The 17,267-nt window shown below is 64.4% G+C and carries 18 protein-coding genes; 15 read left to right on the forward strand and 3 right to left on the reverse strand.

Going from position 1 to position 17,267, the window contains the following annotated elements; all coding sequences use genetic code 11:
* From rpmD to AB8Z38_RS03350, 11 genes are all read left to right on the forward strand, one after another.
* A complete protein-coding gene (gene rpmD, locus AB8Z38_RS03300; protein WP_369723115.1) occupies positions 1-195 on the forward strand; it encodes a 50S ribosomal protein L30 in 195 nt (64 codons plus the stop codon).
* A 74-nt stretch (positions 196-269) separates the two neighbouring features.
* A complete protein-coding gene (gene rplO, locus AB8Z38_RS03305) occupies positions 270-755 on the forward strand; it encodes a 50S ribosomal protein L15 (protein ID WP_369723116.1) in 486 nt (161 codons plus the stop codon).
* Between the two features lie 147 nt (positions 756-902).
* Entirely contained in the window at positions 903-2,234 is a 1,332-nt protein-coding gene (gene secY, locus AB8Z38_RS03310) for a preprotein translocase subunit SecY (protein WP_354139697.1), read from the forward strand.
* A 267-nt stretch (positions 2,235-2,501) separates the two neighbouring features.
* Complete coding sequence (locus AB8Z38_RS03315; protein WP_369723117.1) at positions 2,502-3,347, forward strand: adenylate kinase; 846 nt, start codon at positions 2,502-2,504, stop codon at positions 3,345-3,347.
* Positions 3,348-3,534: 187 nt separating this feature from the next.
* Positions 3,535-3,903 (forward strand): 30S ribosomal protein S13, encoded by a 369-nt coding sequence (gene rpsM / locus AB8Z38_RS03320; RefSeq protein WP_045008199.1) that lies wholly within the window; start codon positions 3,535-3,537, stop codon positions 3,901-3,903.
* A 131-nt stretch (positions 3,904-4,034) separates the two neighbouring features.
* Entirely contained in the window at positions 4,035-4,424 is a 390-nt protein-coding gene (gene rpsK, locus AB8Z38_RS03325; RefSeq protein ID WP_007603045.1) for a 30S ribosomal protein S11, read from the forward strand.
* Positions 4,425-4,535: 111 nt separating this feature from the next.
* Positions 4,536-5,567: a DNA-directed RNA polymerase subunit alpha gene (locus AB8Z38_RS03330; RefSeq protein WP_369723118.1), complete on the forward strand. Its 1,032-nt coding sequence runs from the start codon at positions 4,536-4,538 to the stop codon at positions 5,565-5,567.
* A gap of 121 nt (positions 5,568-5,688) precedes the next feature.
* Positions 5,689-6,105 carry a 50S ribosomal protein L17 gene (gene rplQ / locus AB8Z38_RS03335; RefSeq protein ID WP_369723119.1) on the forward strand — a complete coding sequence of 139 codons (417 nt, stop codon included), beginning with the start codon at positions 5,689-5,691 and terminating at the stop codon, positions 6,103-6,105.
* Between the two features lie 200 nt (positions 6,106-6,305).
* Complete coding sequence (locus tag AB8Z38_RS03340) at positions 6,306-7,094, forward strand: SDR family NAD(P)-dependent oxidoreductase (protein WP_369723120.1); 789 nt, start codon at positions 6,306-6,308, stop codon at positions 7,092-7,094.
* Positions 7,095-7,103: 9 nt separating this feature from the next.
* On the forward strand, positions 7,104-7,400 hold the full coding sequence (locus AB8Z38_RS03345) for a DUF1330 domain-containing protein (protein WP_369723121.1): 297 nt from the start codon (positions 7,104-7,106) through the stop codon (positions 7,398-7,400).
* 62 nt (positions 7,401-7,462) lie between these two features.
* A complete protein-coding gene (locus tag AB8Z38_RS03350; protein WP_369726732.1) occupies positions 7,463-8,785 on the forward strand; it encodes a chloride channel protein in 1,323 nt (440 codons plus the stop codon).
* 3 nt (positions 8,786-8,788) lie between these two features.
* Here AB8Z38_RS03350 and AB8Z38_RS03355 read toward each other — a convergent pair whose 3' ends face one another.
* Both AB8Z38_RS03355 and AB8Z38_RS03360 read right to left on the reverse strand, forming a co-directional pair.
* Entirely contained in the window at positions 8,789-9,802 is a 1,014-nt protein-coding gene (locus AB8Z38_RS03355; protein ID WP_369723122.1) for a zinc-binding alcohol dehydrogenase family protein, read from the reverse strand.
* A 28-nt stretch (positions 9,803-9,830) separates the two neighbouring features.
* Positions 9,831-11,426 (reverse strand): OprO/OprP family phosphate-selective porin, encoded by a 1,596-nt coding sequence (locus AB8Z38_RS03360; RefSeq protein WP_369726733.1) that lies wholly within the window; start codon positions 11,424-11,426, stop codon positions 9,831-9,833.
* Positions 11,427-11,753: 327 nt separating this feature from the next.
* Between AB8Z38_RS03360 and AB8Z38_RS03365 the strand changes: the two genes are divergently transcribed.
* From AB8Z38_RS03365 to AB8Z38_RS03375, 3 genes are read left to right on the forward strand one after another with little or no spacing between them, the layout of a single operon-like run.
* Entirely contained in the window at positions 11,754-13,160 is a 1,407-nt protein-coding gene (locus AB8Z38_RS03365; RefSeq protein WP_369723123.1) for a DegQ family serine endoprotease, read from the forward strand.
* Positions 13,157-14,494, forward strand: coding sequence for a replication-associated recombination protein A (locus AB8Z38_RS03370; protein ID WP_369723124.1), 1,338 nt, complete (start codon positions 13,157-13,159; stop codon positions 14,492-14,494). The genes AB8Z38_RS03365 and AB8Z38_RS03370 overlap by 4 nt, the downstream gene beginning before the upstream one ends.
* Before the next feature lie 52 nt (positions 14,495-14,546).
* The gene (locus tag AB8Z38_RS03375) at positions 14,547-15,761 is read left to right on the forward strand and encodes an RluA family pseudouridine synthase (RefSeq protein WP_369723125.1); all 1,215 of its coding nucleotides are present in this window, start codon (positions 14,547-14,549) and stop codon (positions 15,759-15,761) included.
* Positions 15,762-15,905: 144 nt separating this feature from the next.
* On the opposite strand, the gene AB8Z38_RS03380 is transcribed toward AB8Z38_RS03375, so the two are convergent.
* On the reverse strand, positions 15,906-16,352 hold the full coding sequence (locus tag AB8Z38_RS03380) for a hypothetical protein (protein ID WP_369723126.1): 447 nt from the start codon (positions 16,350-16,352) through the stop codon (positions 15,906-15,908).
* A gap of 73 nt (positions 16,353-16,425) precedes the next feature.
* On the opposite strand from AB8Z38_RS03380, the gene AB8Z38_RS03385 reads away from it, so the two are divergent.
* Positions 16,426-17,220 carry an ATP12 family chaperone protein gene (locus AB8Z38_RS03385; protein WP_369723127.1) on the forward strand — a complete coding sequence of 265 codons (795 nt, stop codon included), beginning with the start codon at positions 16,426-16,428 and terminating at the stop codon, positions 17,218-17,220.
* Positions 17,221-17,267 lie beyond the last annotated feature (47 nt).

Below are 17,267 nucleotides of genomic sequence, written 5' to 3' on the forward strand. Positions count from 1 at the left end.
ATGGCCAAAGCCGCAAAGACGATCAAGCTTGAGCAGACCGGCAGCGCGATCCGCCGCCATCACTCGCAGCGTTCGACGCTGATCGGGCTCAAGCTCAACAAGATCGGCCGCGTCAGCGAACTGCCGGATACTCCGGCCGTCCGCGGCATGATCGACAAGGTTCACCATCTCGTCCGCATCGTCGACGAGAAGTAAGCAAGGCGCGTGATCCCGCAAGCCGGGTACCGGTTTTCGGGCGAGATCATGAGCAGGAAACAAGGAGCAGGGCGATGAAGCTCAGCGATATCGCCGACAACGCCGGCTCGCGCAAGAAGCGTATGCGCGTCGGCCGTGGCATCGGTTCGGGCAAGGGCAAGCAGGCTGGCCGCGGTGGCAAGGGCCAGACCGCGCGCTCGGGCGTGCGCATCAAGGGTTTCGAAGGCGGCCAGATGCCGATGCATCGCCGTCTGCCGAAGCGCGGCTTCACGAACATCTTCCGCGTCGAGTTCGTCGAGATCAACCTCGACCGGCTCCAGGAAGCGGTCGATGCCAAGAAGGTCGACGCCGGGAGCGTTGTGAACGTCGAGGCTTTGGTGAAGGCCGGCGTGCTGCGCCGCGCCAAGGGTGGTCTGCGGCTGCTTGGCCGCGGCGAGCTCAAGGCCAAGCTCAACATCGAAGTGCACGGCGCCTCGAAGACCGCGATCGCGGCCGTTGAGAAGGCCGGCGGCTCGGTGAAGATCCTCGCCGCTCCCAAGGAAGAAGGCGAGGCGGCGTAACAACTGCGTCATTGGCCCGCGCCTTGCGGGCCATACGCATGCGGGACGATGGACTTATCGAAGCCGAGCACCAGATAATGTCCGGCGTCTGCCGATTTGCCCGGCTGCGGGCATGACGGCGCAAACGGCGGCGGGAGAAAGTCCAAAATGGCCTCAGCAGCGGAACAACTGGCAGCCAACCTCAATTTCGGCGCGTTCGCCAAAGCCGACGAGCTGAAGAAGCGCATCTGGTTCACCCTGGGTGCGTTGCTGGTCTATCGGCTCGGCACCTACATTCCGCTGCCCGGCATCGACCCCAACATCTGGGAGCAGGTGTTCAAGTCGCAGGCCGGCGGCATCCTCGGCATGTTCAACATGTTCGCCGGCGGCGGCATTCACCGCATGGCGATCTTCGCGCTGAACATCATGCCGTACATTTCGGCTTCGATCATCATCCAGCTCCTGACCACCGTCTCGCCGCAACTCGAGGCGCTGAAGAAGGAAGGCGAGTCGGGCCGCAAGCTGCTGAACCAGTACACCCGCTATCTCACGGTGATCCTGGCCGCGTTCCAGTCCTACGGTATTGCGGTCGGCCTCGAAGGCGCCGGCAACGTCGTCAGCGACCCCGGCATGTTCTTCCGTCTCTCCACCGCGATCACCCTGACCGGCGGCACCATGTTCCTGATGTGGCTCGGCGAGCAGATCACCTCGCGCGGCATCGGCAACGGCATCTCGCTGATTATCCTGTCCGGCATCGTCGCCGAGCTGCCTTCGGCGCTCGCCAACATGCTCGAGCTCGGTCGTCAGGGCGCGATGTCGACCGGCCTGATTCTGGTCGTGATCGTGATGGCGGTCGCCGTGATCGCCTTCATCGTGTTCATGGAGCGCGCCCAGCGCCGGCTCCTGATCCAGTATCCGAAGCGCCAGGTCGGCAACAAGATGTTCGAGGGCCAGTCCTCGCATCTGCCGCTCAAGCTCAACACCTCGGGCGTCATCCCGCCGATCTTCGCATCCTCGCTGCTGTTGCTGCCGACCACGGTTGCGAATTTCAACGCGGGCCGCGGTCCGGAGTGGTTCCAGTGGATCACGACGCAGCTCGGCCACGGCCGTCCGCTGTTCCTGATTCTCTATCTCGCGCTGATCGTGTTCTTCGCGTTCTTCTACACCGCGATCGTGTTCAACCCGACCGAGACCGCGGACAACCTGAAGAAGCACGGCGGCTTCATCCCGGGCATCCGTCCCGGCGAGCGCACCGCCGAATATATCGACTACGTGCTGTCGCGCATCACCGTGCTCGGTGCGATCTACCTCGCGATCGTCTGCTTGATCCCGGAGATCCTGATCTCCTACGCCTCGGTGCCGTTCTACTTCGGCGGCACCTCGCTGCTGATCGTCGTCAGCGTCACCATGGACACGGTGGCGCAGGTGCAGGGCTATCTGCTGGCGCATCAGTATGAGGGGCTGATTCGGAAGTCGAAGCTGCGGGGCCGCCGCCGCTGAGGCGCGGCGTCCTCTTTCGACTTATATCGCCGATTCACCGCGCCCAGCTGCGCGGTTTCCGCGAGATGCGGACGGACCGTTCGGTCACATCGGCAGCGCTGCTTTCACTGCGCTTCAATCACTGATTTCAAAGCCGTTGTTGGCGTCCGGGCATCCGCTCCCCTATGATATGGGTAGCGGTGTGGCGCCGATTATGGTTTGCACTGTTGCTGATCTTCAAACACAGGTGCGCGACATATCGCTCACCAATCCGGGGGGCGTACGCCGATGAGAATTATACTTCTGGGGCCGCCGGGGTCGGGCAAGGGGACCCAGGCGCAGCGGCTGGTGCAGCGCTATGGCATCATCCAGCTCTCGACCGGCGAAATGTTGCGCGCGGCCGTGGCGGCCGGTACGCCGGTCGGGCTGAAGGCCAAGGAGATCATGGCCCGCGGCGGCCTCGTGCCCGACGACGTCGTGGTTGGAATCATCTCCGACCGGATCGACCAGCCCGACGCGCGCAATGGTTTCATCCTGGACGGCTTCCCGCGCACCGTGCCGCAGGCGGAAGCGCTGGATGAGCTGCTCAAGCACAAGCACCTCAAGCTCGACGCCGTGATCGAGCTTCGCGTCAACGAGAGCGCCTTGTTGAACCGCGTCGAGACCCGCGTGGCGCAGATGCGGGAACGTGGCGAGGAAGTCCGGGTCGACGACACGCCGGAAGTCCTGACCAAGCGACTCGCCAGCTATCGCAGCCTGACGGAACCCCTGATTCACTACTATTCCGAGCGGCGGAAGCTTTCGACCATCGATGGCATGATGGCCATCGACGAGGTGACCCGCGCCATCCACCGCCAGTTGCTGGCGCTGGGGGCGGTCGAACCCAAAGGCCACGCCCGGAGCTCGGTCACAGCAGCTGCCGGCAAGAAGGCGGTCACGAAGGCCAAAGCTGCCAAAAAGCCGGCGAAAACGGCCAAAAAACCTGCCAAAGCGACCAAAAAGCCAGCGAAGAAGGCTGTGAAGGCGACCAGGAAGACGGCGAAGAAGGCGGCCAAGAAGGCCGCCAAGAAGGCTGTCAAAAAGGGGGCCAAGAAGGCCGCAAAAAAGGTCACGAAAAGGCGAGCTAAGCGCTAGCAGCGGTTGACGAAAGCCCCCTGAATCCCTTAATAAGCCCCGCATCCAAGTCGGATAGTTTCAGACGATGCCGGGCCCCAGGAAGACCAGGGGTGGGCGTCGTGTTCGCGTTTGTGAACACCTGCCCGAGAAACCAAGCACTTAAAGCCTGATTCCTGACGAGGGATCGGCAACAGGAGAGAAGGCCGTGGCCCGTATTGCCGGCGTGAACATTCCCACCAACAAGCGCGTGCTGATCGCGCTTCAGTACATCCATGGCATCGGCGAGAAGATTGCCGGCGAAATCATCGAGAAGGTGAAGATCCCGGCGGATCGTCGTGTCAATCAGCTCAGCGATGCCGAAGTGCTTCAGATCCGCGAAGTCATCGACCGCGACTACCTCGTCGAGGGCGATCTGCGTCGTGAAGTCGGTATCAACATCAAGCGTCTGATGGACCTCGGCTGCTATCGCGGCCTGCGTCATCGTCGCGGTCTGCCGGTGCGCGGCCAGCGTACCCACACCAATGCGCGCACGCGCAAGGGCCCGGCCAAGGCCATCGCCGGCAAGAAGAAGTAAACTCGCGAATAGGGAATGGCGAATGGCGAGTAGGGAGCATCCCTATTCGCCATTCGCAGCTCACCATTCGCATCCACAGGTGTAGCCGCTGGCATTACGGCGGCGTTTGAGATCTCCAGGAAAGGTACTCTATGGGCAAGGAAGCCACCCGCGTTCGTCGTCGTGAGCGCAAGAACATCGCCTCCGGCGTCGCGCACGTGAACTCGTCGTTCAACAACACGACCATCACCATCACCGACGCGCAGGGCAACACCATTGCCTGGTCCTCCGCCGGCACGATGGGCTTCAAGGGCTCGCGCAAGTCGACCCCGTACGCCGCGCAGGTCGCAGCTGAAGACGTGTCCAAGAAGGCGCAAGAGCACGGCATGCGCACGCTGGAAGTCGAAGTCGCCGGTCCCGGTTCGGGTCGTGAGTCGGCGCTCCGCGCGCTCCAGGCCGCAGGCTTCACCGTCACCTCGATCCGCGACGTGACCACGATCCCGCACAACGGTTGCCGTCCGCGTAAGCGTCGGCGCGTCTGATACGAAGTTGCGGGCGCATCGTCGCCCGCAATGACTTTTTGCAAAGCCGCGGGAATGACCTGCGGCCTTTCTCCAACGCCAGTGTCTGCGACAGCAGTTTGACTGGCCTGTATGGGTGAAACAGTGACGATCCAGAAAAATTGGCAAGAACTGATTCGGCCGAACAAGCTCCAGGTCCAGCCCGGCAGCGATTCGAACCGTTTTGCGACCATCGTCGCGGAGCCGCTCGAGCGCGGCTTCGGCCAGACGCTCGGCAATGCGCTGCGCCGCATTCTGCTCTCCTCGCTCCAGGGCGCGGCGGTGCAGTCGGTGCATATCGACGGCGTGCTGCATGAGTTCTCCTCGATCGCCGGCGTCCGTGAGGACGTCACCGACATCGTGCTCAATATCAAGGACATCGCGATCAAGATGCAGGGCGAAGGCCCCAAGCGCATGGTCGTGAAGAAGTCCGGCCCCGGCGTGGTCACCGCCGGCGACATCCAGACCGTGGGCGACGTCGTGGTGCTCAATCCGGATTTGCAGATCTGCACGCTGGACGAGGGCGCCGAGATCCGCATGGAGTTCACGGTCGCGACCGGCAAGGGCTACGTGCCGGCCGAGCGCAACCGTCCCGAGGACGCGCCGATCGGTCTGATCCCGGTCGACAGCCTGTACTCGCCGGTCCGCAAGGTCTCCTACAAGGTCGAGAACACCCGCGAGGGCCAGATCCTCGACTACGACAAGCTGACCATGACGATCGAGACCAACGGCGCGCTGACGCCGGATGATTCCGTGGCCTATGCCGCGCGCATCCTCCAGGACCAGCTCAACGTGTTCGTCAACTTCGAAGAGCCGCGCAAGGAAGTCGCCCAGGAGATCATCCCGGACCTCGCCTTCAACCCGGCCTTCCTCAAGAAGGTGGACGAGCTCGAGCTGTCGGTGCGTTCGGCCAACTGCTTGAAGAACGACAACATCGTCTACATCGGCGACCTCGTGCAGAAGTCGGAAGCGGAAATGCTCCGCACCCCGAACTTCGGCCGCAAGTCGCTGAACGAGATCAAGGAAGTGCTGGCCCAGATGGGTCTGCATCTCGGCATGGAAGTGCCGGGCTGGCCGCCGGAGAACATCGACGAGCTCGCCAAGCGCTTCGAGGATCACTACTGATCCGAACTCACCACAGGCTAAAGCGCGAAATCATCGCGCTTTAGCGGGCGAACGCAGGCAGCCCACCTGAGCAACATGTCCGACGAACCGTCGCGGCAATCTTTACGTAAGGAATAGACACATGCGTCACGGCAAGGTTCATCGGAAGCTCAACCGCACCGCCGAGCACCGCAAGGCGATGTTCGCCAACATGGCGGCCGCGCTGATCAAGCACGAGCAGATCGTTACCACGCTGCCGAAGGCCAAGGAGCTGCGCCCGATCGTCGAGAAGCTCGTCACCCTCGGCAAGAAGGGCGGCCTGGCCATGCGCCGCCAGGCGATCTCCGAGATGCGCGACAAGGATCAGGTCCGCAAGTTGTTCGACACGCTGGCCACCCGCTACAAGGACCGCCAGGGCGGCTACACCCGTATCATCAAGGCTGGCTTCCGCTACGGCGACAACGCGCCGATGGCCGTCATCGAGTTCGTCGACCGCGACGTCGACGCCAAGGGCCAGGACTCCGGTCCGGTGCAGGCGAAGGAAGCCGAGGCGGCGTAAGCCGGTCGGTATCAAGTTTCGAGAAAGCGGCGCCTTGGGCGCCGTTTTTTTGTCGGCGCAGTTGTTTCATCGGCTACTGAGGTGTCGTCCCGGCGAAGGCCGGGACGACACTATCCATCTTCCCTCACGCATCGGTGAGCGCTGATTGCCAGGACGCTGGCAACGCCCAATATCTCCGTCGACATCAACGGAGATCGCGCATGAACATCGACCTTTCCGGAAAGACTGCCCTCGTGACCGGTTCGACAGCCGGCATCGGCCACGCCATTGCCAAGGGCCTTGCCGCGTCGGGCGCCAGCGTCGTGATCAACGGGCGCGGCCAGGACAAGGTGGATGCGGCGGTGCGCAAGCTGGAAACAGCGGGGGGCAAGGTTCGCGGCATCGCCGCTGACGTCTCGACCGCGGCCGGATGCAAGGCGCTTGTCGCGGCGCTGCCGGAGGTCGACATCCTCATCAACAATGCCGGCATCTTCGAGCCAAAGGACTTTTTCGACATCCCCGACGAGGACTGGAGCCGCTTTTTCGAGGTCAATGTGATGAGCGGCGTGCGGCTGTCGCGGGCGTATTTGAAAGGCATGCTCCAGCGCAATTGGGGCCGCATCGTCTTCATCTCCTCGGAGTCCGGGCTCAACATTCCCGTCGAGATGATCCATTACGGCATGAGCAAGACGGCGCAGCTCTCGGTCGCGCGGGGCCTGGCGCAGCTCACCGGTGGCACCGGCGTCACCGTCAATTCGGTGCTGCCGGGTCCGACCATGTCGGAAGGCGTCGCGACCTTCGTGAAGGATCTGGCCAAGCAGAACGGGCAGTCGGTGGATGAGGCCGCGGCCAATTTCGTCAAGCAGCATCGGCCGAGCTCGCTGCTGCAACGCTTCGCCAGCGTCGAGGAGATCGCCAATATGGTGGTCTACGTCGCGTCCAAGCAGGCGTCCGCGACCAACGGCGCGGCGCTTCGCGCGGAAGGCGGCATCGTCAATACGATCGCGTGAGGCGTGCAGATGCCGGCCTATGTGATTTCCGAGGTCGAGGTGCGCGACCAGGCCGCGATGCAGGCCTATCGCACGCTCGCCGCACAAACCATTGCGCGCTATGGCGGCCGCTACCTCGCGCGCGGCGGCGCCACCGAATTGGTGGAGGGCGGCCCGCCGCCCAAGACCATCATCATTGTGGAGTTTCCTTCGATGGCTCGCGCGCGCGAATGGTACGCATCGGCTGAATATGCCGAGGCCCTGAAACTGCGGCGAACGGCTCTGGAGCGGCGGCTGATGTTCGTCGAGGGCGCAGTTCCGGACTGACTGGTCTGCTCGCTTGCCGCTTTCATTTGCGCTGCGACCGGCTAAAGATCGGCCTCATGATCATGGTCAGGTCTCTTCGCAACAAGCGGCGGTTGAGAATCACGTCTGCCCGCTGGCAGCGGCGGGCGATTTTTCTGTTGGGCGGGATTGTCGTTGGCGCCGCGGCCGTGGCCCTGGCCCAACTCGCCGACCTCGCCCAGCACGCCTTCAGGCTGCTGCTTGCCTATTCGCGCTATGCGGTCCTGCTGGTGACGCCGCTCGGCTTCATGCTGTCGGCCTTTCTCACCATCCGGGTGTTTCCCGGTGCCCAGGGCAGTGGAATTCCGCAAGCCATTGCCGCGCGGCATCTGAGCGATCAGGCGGCGCGGGGGCGGCTCGTCTCGATGCGCATTGCCGTTGGCAAGATGATCCTCACCCTGTTTGGACTGCTGTGCGGGGCATCGGTCGGGCGGGAAGGGCCCACGGTGCAGGTCGGCGCCTCCGTCATGTTCGCGATCGGCCGCGTCTCGCCGCGCCGTCAACCCGGATTGATCCTGGCCGGCGCGGCAGCTGGGGTCGCCGCGGCGTTCAATACCCCGCTGGCCGGCATCGTGTTCGGGATCGAGGAGATGAGCCGCGCTTTCGAGACGCGCACCAGCAGCCTCATCATCGCCGCGGTCATCGCGGCAGGCCTGACGTCGTTGGCGTTGATGGGCAACTACACCTATTTCGGCAGCAGCGCGATGTCGCTCGCCCGCGGCATCGACTGGCTGGCGGTGCCCGCCTGCGGCGTGGCTGGGGGTGTGCTCGGCGGGCTCTTCAGCCGAACCGTCATCACCATGTCGCGGGGGCTTCCCAATTCCGTTGGGCACGCCATCAAGGCCCACCCGCTGTGGTTCGCGCTGGCCTGTGGCTTTGCCGTTGCCGGCTGCGGCCTGGTCTCCGGCGATACCATCTATGGCACCGGGTACGAGCAGGTGAAGATGTCGCTGGAGCACGGTTCGCCTCTGCCGCAGGATTTTGGCGTGCTCAAATTTCTCGCGACGACCTTCGCCGCGATTAGCGGCATCCCCGGCGGCATCTTCTCACCTTCGCTGGCCATCGGTGCCGGCCTCGGCAGCAATGTCGCGCAGCTGTTTCACGATGCACCGCTCGGCGCGATCATGCTGCTCGGCATGGTATCCTATTTTGCCGGTGTCGTGCAGGCGCCGATCACCGCGTTCGTGATCGTGACCGAGATGACCGACAATCACGGCATGGTGGTGCCGTTGATGACGGCGGCGCTGATTGCGCACTTCGTGTCTCGATTGATCTGCGAAGAGGGCATCTATCACGCCCTCGCAAAGGGCTTTATCGAGCGGGCGACGCTTTCGCCGGAGACGAAGCCGCCGCCCGCCTCGGATTGAAGCCTACCACCCCTCCAGCACGATCTTGCCGCGCGACTTGCCGCTCTCGAGCAGCGCATGGGCGCGCTTGAGGTTGGACGCGTTGATCGTGCCGAAGGTCTGGTCGAGGGTGGTACGCAAGACGCCCTTGTCGATGAGGTCGGCGACGTCGCCCAGCAGGTGATGCTGCGCGATCATGTCCGGCGTCTGGAACGAGGAGCGCGTGAACATCGATTCCCAGTGCACCGAGATCGCCTTGCCCTTGAACACGCTCACGGTGAATTCCGGGGGATCGTCGATCAGGCCGAACTTGCCCTGCGGCGCCATGATATCGGCGATCGCCTTGTAGTGCTGGTCGGTGAAGGTGAGGCTCGCCACCAGCGCGACGGGCGGCAGCCTGAGCTTCTCGATCTGCTCCTTCATCGGCTTGCCATGGTCGATCACCGCATGCGCGCCGAGATCGAGGCACCATTTTTGCGATTCCGGCCGCGTCGCGGTGGCGAGCACGGTCAGTCCGGTCAGGCGGCGGGCGAGCTGGATCAGGATCGAGCCGACGCCCCCGGCACCGCCGGTGATCAGCAGCGTGCGCGGATCGACGCTCTTGCCGGGCACCGCGCCGAGCCGATCGAACAACAATTCCCACGCGGTGATGGAAGTCAGGGGCAGGGCGGCGACCTGCGCGAACGAGAGCGACTTCGGCTTGTTGCCGACGATGCGCTCGTCGACCAGGTGGAATTCGGAATTGGTACCCTGGCGCAGGATCGAGCCGGCGTAGAACACCTCGTCGCCCGGCTTGAACAGCGTCACCTCGGACCCGACGGCGTCGACCACGCCGGCGGCGTCGTAGCCCAGTATTTTCACCTCACCTTCGGGCGGGGCGGCGCGCTTGCGTACTTTGTAATCGACCGGATTGGCCGAGATCGCCTTCACGGCAACACGGATGTCGCGTCCCTTTGGCTCGGGTTTTGCGGTCTCGAAATCGATCAGCGAATTCGTATCCTCGATTGGAAGCGACTTTTTGTAGCCGACGGCCTTCATGGCTTGTCTCCATCAATGGTAGATCGCATCAGAACGCAAATTGCGTGCGCATCGCCACGGCATCGAATTTCGAACCGACATCGGCGGTCGAGACCGGCGAGGCCTGCTTGGAGATATTGCCATGCAGGTAGTCGAGCATGAAGCGGACATTGCCGTTGACATACCAGTTGAGCGCGAGCGTGTAGACGGTCTGGCGTCCACCGGCGACGCCACTGGCGGTCGCGAGCTGATCGTTGAGGTCGATCTGGCTCACGCGTCCAGCGACTTCCCACGCGCCCCAGCCGCCGCCGTCGAGCGAAAACGGATGCGCCGGCTTGACGCCGTTATAGGCGGCGTTGGCCGCGTTGTAGCTGCGACCTTCGCCTGTCAGGACGTAGCCGGCCTGCGCGTAACCGCCCTGGAACTTCAGGCTCGAGGCACCGACCAGCGGCACGCCGGTGTTGGCGGTGCGATCGACATTGTACCAGAAATACTCACCCTGGAGGATCAGCGGACCGTAGGTCGCGGCCGCCTCGAGACTGTACACCTGCGCGCCCGAGACATTGGCGATCGCACCGGTCGACACCAGCGTCGTCGGGTCGAGACGCAATTCCGGACGGTCGCTCAGCGTGACCGTCTGTGTGTTGGCGATGAGATTGCGCGGCGGCTGCATCAGCCACTGCGCATCGGCGCCGAGATGCACCGAATAGTCCTTGCCGCTGATGGGATTGCCTGCAACACGCGCCACGGCCCCGTACTGCTCGCTGGTGCCGGCTGGCGCGGCGCTCGAGGCGGAGTGGATCGCGCCCGCCGCAGGTCCCGTGACATAGCCGCCGATCCAGAGCTGGTCGTTGTACCACCGCGTGCCGGCCGCGGAGCGGAAGTCGCCGGCGGCGATGTTGGTGGCGATGACGCCAGGCGAAGCCCGCTCCATGAACATGATGTCGTTGGAGCTCGTGGCTTCGTCCAGCGTGTAGGGCAGGTCCATGATGCCGGCTTCGACCGCCATCCTTCCGCCGAACGGCTTCAAGCCGGTGTAGCTGAGATAGGCGTTCTCGAGGCCCGAGATGCCGCCGCCGGGCAGCGATCCCGGAGCTGCCCCGCCAAATCCGTCGGAGGTGCCGCCGAAATCATAGACCAGTGCGAAATTCCAGTCGTTGAAGAATTTGCCGGCGAGCCCGATGCGGGCGCGGCGGACGTTCTCGCCGCTGTCGAGCCTCTGCGGCACGGTGGCCGCGGTGTTGGGACGATAGTCGTAGCCGCCGACATCCCAATGCACGCGCCCGGTAATGGCGACGCAGTTCGCCTGGTCGGCGGTGCAGATCGTCGGCCGGTTGTTCGGCATCGTTACGACAACGCCGGATGCCGGTGCAGGGCCCTTGACTGGAATCGCAGCATTGGCGTTGGCGACGACGGCCTTCGCTTCGGAGCGGGCTTCGGCTTTGGCTTCAGCCTTTACCTCGGCCTTGGTCTTCGCCGTGGCCGCTGCGTTCGCAGTGGTCTGGCTTTGCAGTCTGTCGAGCTTCTGCTCGAGCATTTTCAATTGCTGCTTCAGCAGTGCGATCTCCTGCTCGCTATTGCTCGCCGATTCTGCCTGCACTTGCGAGGCCGCCAGCGCGCCCGCGAGACCAATCGCCGTGGCCATGAATCTTGCTTTGCTCACGTCATCACTCCTTCGGTTGACGAGCTTCCCAAGTCGAAAGCGCAGAGCCTAAGAACGATCGATGACTGCTCCGCGACGGCGCATCACGGTTGCCGGTTCCCACTGATGTAAATTCGTCGCAACCGAATCCGTCCGTCCAGAATGCAAGATGACGGGCGTCATGCCAATGCGCGGCGAGGCAAATTGTCGGCCCGCTCGCAAAGCTTGCAGCCCGAAAGGCGCCAGAAGCGGGCTGAATATTGCCGTCCGGCGGCCTTCTAATGGGGGGCGAACGCGCCTATATTCCGGCGTCTTTTCCGAGAGGTAGGAATGTTTCGATCGATCTGGACCGCCGTCGTGACGGCATCGTGCCTTGCTTTTTCGGCCAGTCTCAATCTGGCGTCCGCCCAGGACCGTCGCGTCCCGTCGTCGCCGGCAGAGCTGCGGTTGTCGTACGCGCCAATCGTCCAGCGGGTGCAGCCCGCGGTCGTCAATGTCTATGCCGCCAAGATGGTGCAGAATCGCAACCCGCTTCTGGACGACCCGATCTTCCGTCGCTTCTTCGGCGTCCCGGGCCAGCAGCCCGAGCAGATGCAGCGTTCGCTCGGCTCCGGGGTCATCGTCGACGCTTCCGGCCTCGTCGTCACCAATGTCCACGTCATCGAAGGCGCCGACCAGGTCAAGGTGTCGCTGTCGGACAAGCGTGAGTTCGAGGCCGACATCGTGCTGAAGGATACCCGCAGCGATCTCGCGGTGCTGCGCCTGAAGGACACCAAGGAGAAGTTTCCGACGCTCGACTTCACCAATTCGGATGAGCTGATGGTCGGCGATGTCGTGCTGGCGATCGGCAATCCGTTCGGCGTCGGCCAGACCGTGACCCACGGCATCATCTCGGCGCTCGCGCGCACCCAGGTCGGCATCACCGACTACCAGTTCTTCATCCAGACCGATGCCCCGATCAATCCCGGCAATTCCGGCGGCGCGCTGGTCGATATGAGCGGCAAGCTCGCCGGCATCAACACCGCGATCTATTCGCGCTCCGGCGGCTCGCAGGGCATCGGCTTTGCGATTCCGGCGAATATGGTGCGTGTGGTCGTCGCCTCCGCCAAGGGCGGCGGCAAGGCGGTGAAGCGTCCTTGGCTTGGTGCACGTCTCCAGGCGGTGACACCCGACATCGCGGAAAGCCTCGGCTTGCGCTCGCCGTCCGGCGCGCTGGTCGCAAGCGTGGTCCCGAATGGGCCGGCCGCCAAGGCCGGGTTGAAATCCTCCGACCTGATCGTTGCGATCGACGGCCAGAGCGTGGATGACCCCAACGCGTTCGACTATCGCTTCGCGACGCGGCCGCTGGGCGGTACGGCGCAGATCGACGTGCAGCGCGGCGGCAAGCCGGTGAAGCTGGCGGTGGCGCTGGAGACCGCGCCGGATTCGGGCCGCAACGAGCTCGTCATCACGACACGCTCGCCGTTCCAGGGTGCGAAGGTCTCGACCATCACGCCTGCGGTTGCCGACGAGCTGCATCTCGATGCCGACACCGAAGGCGTCGTCATCACCGAGCTCGGCGACGACTCGCCGGCAGCCGGTGTCGGCTTCCAGAAGGGTGACATCATCCTCGCCGTCAACAGTCAGAAGATCGGCAAGACCGGCGATCTCGAGAAGGCGGCGGCCGCAAGCCAGCGGCTGTGGCGCATCACGCTGGTGCGCGGCGGCCAGCAGATCAACGTCACGCTGGGCGGATGAGTCCGAAGCGACCACAGGAGACGCCGACGCTGTTTGCCGCGGCGGGGCTCGATCACGAAGCTCCGCATCCGCTGCCGGACCGGCTGCGGCCGCGTGCGCTGGCGGAGGTCGTCGGTCAGGATCACATCCTCGGCCCCGATGGCGCGCTGACCCGCATGCTGGAGACGCGCACGCTGGGCTCGCTGGTGTTCTGGGGGCCGCCGGGCACTGGCAAGACCACGGTGGCGCGGCTGCTGGCGGATGCGACCGACCTGCATTTCGAGCAGATCTCCGCGGTGTTCTCCGGCGTCGCCGATCTCAAGAAAGCCTTTGAAGCCGCGCGCGCCCGCCGCGAGATGGGAAAGGGCACGCTGTTGTTCGTCGACGAGGTGCACCGCTTCAATCGTGCCCAGCAGGATTCATTCTTGCCGGTGATGGAAGACGGCACGGTCGTCATGGTCGGCGCCACCACCGAGAATCCGTCCTTCGAGCTCAACGCGGCGCTTTTGTCGCGCGCGCGTGTGCTGGTATTTCATTCGCTCGACGCGGCTGCGATCGAGAAGCTGTTCGTGCATGCCGAAGCGGTCGAAGGCCGCAAGCTGCCGCTCGATGCGGAAGCGCGCGCCGTGCTCGTGCGCATGGCCGACGGCGATGGCCGCGCCGCGCTGACGCTCGCCGAAGAGGTCTGGCGCGCCGCCCGCAAGGACGAGATCTTTGACGCCGCCCAATTGCAGGACATCTTGCAGCGCCGCGCGCCGATCTACGACAAATCCGCCGACGGCCACTACAACCTGATCTCGGCCCTGCATAAATCGGTGCGCGGCTCCGATCCCGACGCCGCGCTGTATTATCTCGCGCGCATGCTCGATGCAGGCGAGGACCCGCTGTTTCTGGCCCGCCGCGTCGTGCGCATGGCGGTCGAGGACATCGGGCTCGCCGATCCGCAGGCGCTCGTCATCGCCAATGCCGCAAAGGATGCGTTCGACTTTCTCGGCCATCCCGAGGGCGAACTCGCCATTGCGCAAGCGGTGGTCTATCTCGCCACTGCCCCGAAATCGAACGCGGTCTACACCGCCTTCGGCGCCGCCATGCAGACGGCAAAGCAGGCTGGCTCGCTGCTGCCGCCAAAACACATCCTGAATTCACCGACCAAGCTGATGAAGTCGGAAGGCTACGGCGCGTCTTACGAATACGACCACGACACCCCGGAGGCCTTTTCGGGGCAGGACTACTTTCCAGAGGCCCTCGGCCGTCAGACCTTCTACGACCCGCCGGACCGCGGTTTCGAGCGGGAGATCCGCAAGCGGCTGGATTACTGGGCCAAGCTGCGCAAGGAGCGGGGCGGCTCGCGCTAGAAACGGCCATTTCGCCGTGACGGGGGCCGGCTTTTAGGGTACGCAGGCAACCATGAGCCGCCGCATCAAGAGAATGAACCCAAAGCCCCGTTCGCGTGACGAGCGCGACGATTCACGCCCGTTCAAGGCCCGTAGCGTGAAGAAGGCCGGGCCGCGACCGGGTAGCAAGTCGGGTGCAAAACCGCCGCGGTTTGCGGCGGAGCGCGCCGAGCGGCGTCCGCCAAAAGCCGAGCTGGAAAGGGTTGCGCCGGCCAAGCCTGTCGAGGCGCTGCCGACCAAGGTGCAGACCGTCACCGTCACCGCCGACGAGAACAACATGCGCGTCGATCGTTTCCTGGAAGCGCGCTTTCCCGGCCTGTCGTTCTCCCACATCCAGCGCGTCGTCCGCAAAGGCGAGCTGCGCGTCGACGGCAAGCGTGTCGACAGCAAGGACCGGCTGGAGGAGGGGCAGAGCGTCCGCATTCCGCCGTTGAAGCTGGATGCGCCGAAAGCGGCGCCCGGCTCGCTGTCGGAAGCCGCCCAGAAGACGCTTGCTGCGCTGAAGGAGATGACGATCTACGAGGACGACGACGTTCTCGTGCTGAACAAGCCCGCCGGGCTCGCGGTGCAGGGCGGCTCGGGCCTGACACGGCACATCGACCAGATGCTCGAGGTGATGCGCGATTCCAAGGGACAGAAGCCGCGCCTTGTGCACCGGATCGACCGCGAGACATCGGGCTGTCTGCTCGTCGCCAAGACGCGCTTCGCCGCGAGCCATCTGACTGGCGCCTTCCGCTCGCGCTCGGCGCGGAAAACCTACTGGGCGCTGGTGCCGGGCCTGCCGAAGCCGAAGCAGGGCCGCATCTCGACCTTCCTTGCCAAGGAGGAGAGCGAGGACGACACCATCATGCGCATCGCGCAGCATGGCGACGAGGGCGCGAGCCATGCGGTCACTTACTACGCGGTGGTCGAAACCGCCGGCAACAAGCTGACCTGGGTCTCGTTGAAGCCGGTGACGGGGCGCACCCACCAGCTCCGCGCGCACATGGCGCATATCGGTCATCCCATCGTTGGCGATCCCAAATATTTCAACATCGAGAATTGGCAATTGCCGGGCGGCTTGCAAAACCGGCTGCACCTGCTGGCGCGCCGCATCGTGATCCCGCATCCGCGCGGCGGCGTGATCGACGCCACCGCGCCGCTGCCGCAGCATATGCAGCAGTCGTGGAATCTGCTCGGGTTGGATGCAACCCGGTTTGATCCGATCGAGAACGCGCCGGAAGAGTAGTGGTGCTATGAGGCGCCGCTGCTAGCCCCGTCATTGCGAGGAGCTCTTGCGACGAAGCAATCCAGTCTGTCCCCGCGGAAAGACTTCTGGATTGCTTCGCTGCGCTCGCAATTACGGCGTGGAGACAGCGGTGGTTGGTGCCGCTCACTTCCGAAACTGCTCCAGAAACATCCGCAGGCTGTCATGCGGGCTTTCGACATCCGCGATCAGCCATCCCTCCGGCCCGTTGACCAGGATGAAGTTCAGCGTCACCGGCCGGCCGTGATTGTCGAACTTCGCCGCGACGTAGGTCTTGTCGTATTGCTTGCGCAGGATTGCGATCGCGACCGGGCCGAGCTTCCAGCTTGGGCTCTGCACCAGGAAGTCATAGGGCTCGGCCCTTGGCGCGGACCACGCCTTGCGCAGGCTGGGGTCGAAGAATTGCCGCGCGGTCGCGGCATCCCGCGGCAGGCCTTTGGACAGCTCCGGCGTGCCCTCGCCATAATAGGCATAGACGTTGCGCACCAGCGATTCCGGGCTGCGGAAGCCGGCCTGCGCGGTGGCCAGGCAAAACCCGGCGAAGAGCGCCAGAATGCCTGCAAGTTCCCTCATCCCGCCGCTCGCTTTATCGGCCGCCGGTCTTATCTTAAAGGCCTAGCATTGTGCGTCCGGGGCCAAAAACCAAATGCGTGAACTTTTCGACGAGATGGCGGGGCGATCCCCGCTCGATCCGCAGGAGGCGGTCCGCCAGGCCGCGCGCAAGCCGCAGCGCAAGCGCTTTTATAAGGAGGCTGGTGTTGCCGAGGCCGAGGGCGGTTTTGCCATCACGCTCGACGGCAAGCCGATCCGCACGCCCTCGGGCCGCCAGGTGGTGATCCCCTCGCGCGCGCTTGCCGATGCAGTTGCCGCGGAATGGGCGGCGCAGGGGGAGACGATCGCCCCCCTGAGCATGCCGCTGACCCGGATTGCCAACAGCGTGGTCGAGGGCGTCGTCGATCGCGTCGATCTCGTCACCGACGACCTCGCCAACTACCTTCAGTCCGACCTGCTGTTCTACCGTGCCGGTCATCCCGAGGGGTTGGTCGCCCGCGAGGCCGCGCATTGGGATCCCGTGCTGTTCTGGGCCGCGGAGACGCTTGGGGCCCATTTCATTCTGTCCGAAGGCATCATGCACGTGAAGCAACCGGATGAGGCCATTCAGGCTGCGCGCGCCGCACTGCCACAGGATGCGTGGTCGGTGGCAGCGCTCCACGTGATCACGACCCTGACTGGTTCGGCCCTGCTGGCGCTGGCGCTGGCGCACGGGGTGCGCGACGCGGACCAGGTCTGGGCGGCTGCCTACGCCGATGAGGACTGGAATGCCGAGAAGTGGGGCGTGGACGAGGAATCGGCCGCCCGCCGCGCCGCCCGTCTGAGGGACTTTCAGGCCGCCGTGACGGTTCTGACGGCCATGCAGCCCACGACGGCCGAAGGTCCTTAACGAGAGGTTTACGACGCTGGCGGTAGGGTGGCCCGTGCTCCTGGGCT

This window comes from Bradyrhizobium sp. LLZ17, from assembly GCF_041200145.1.
Taxonomy (GTDB): Bacteria; Pseudomonadota; Alphaproteobacteria; order Rhizobiales; family Xanthobacteraceae; genus Bradyrhizobium.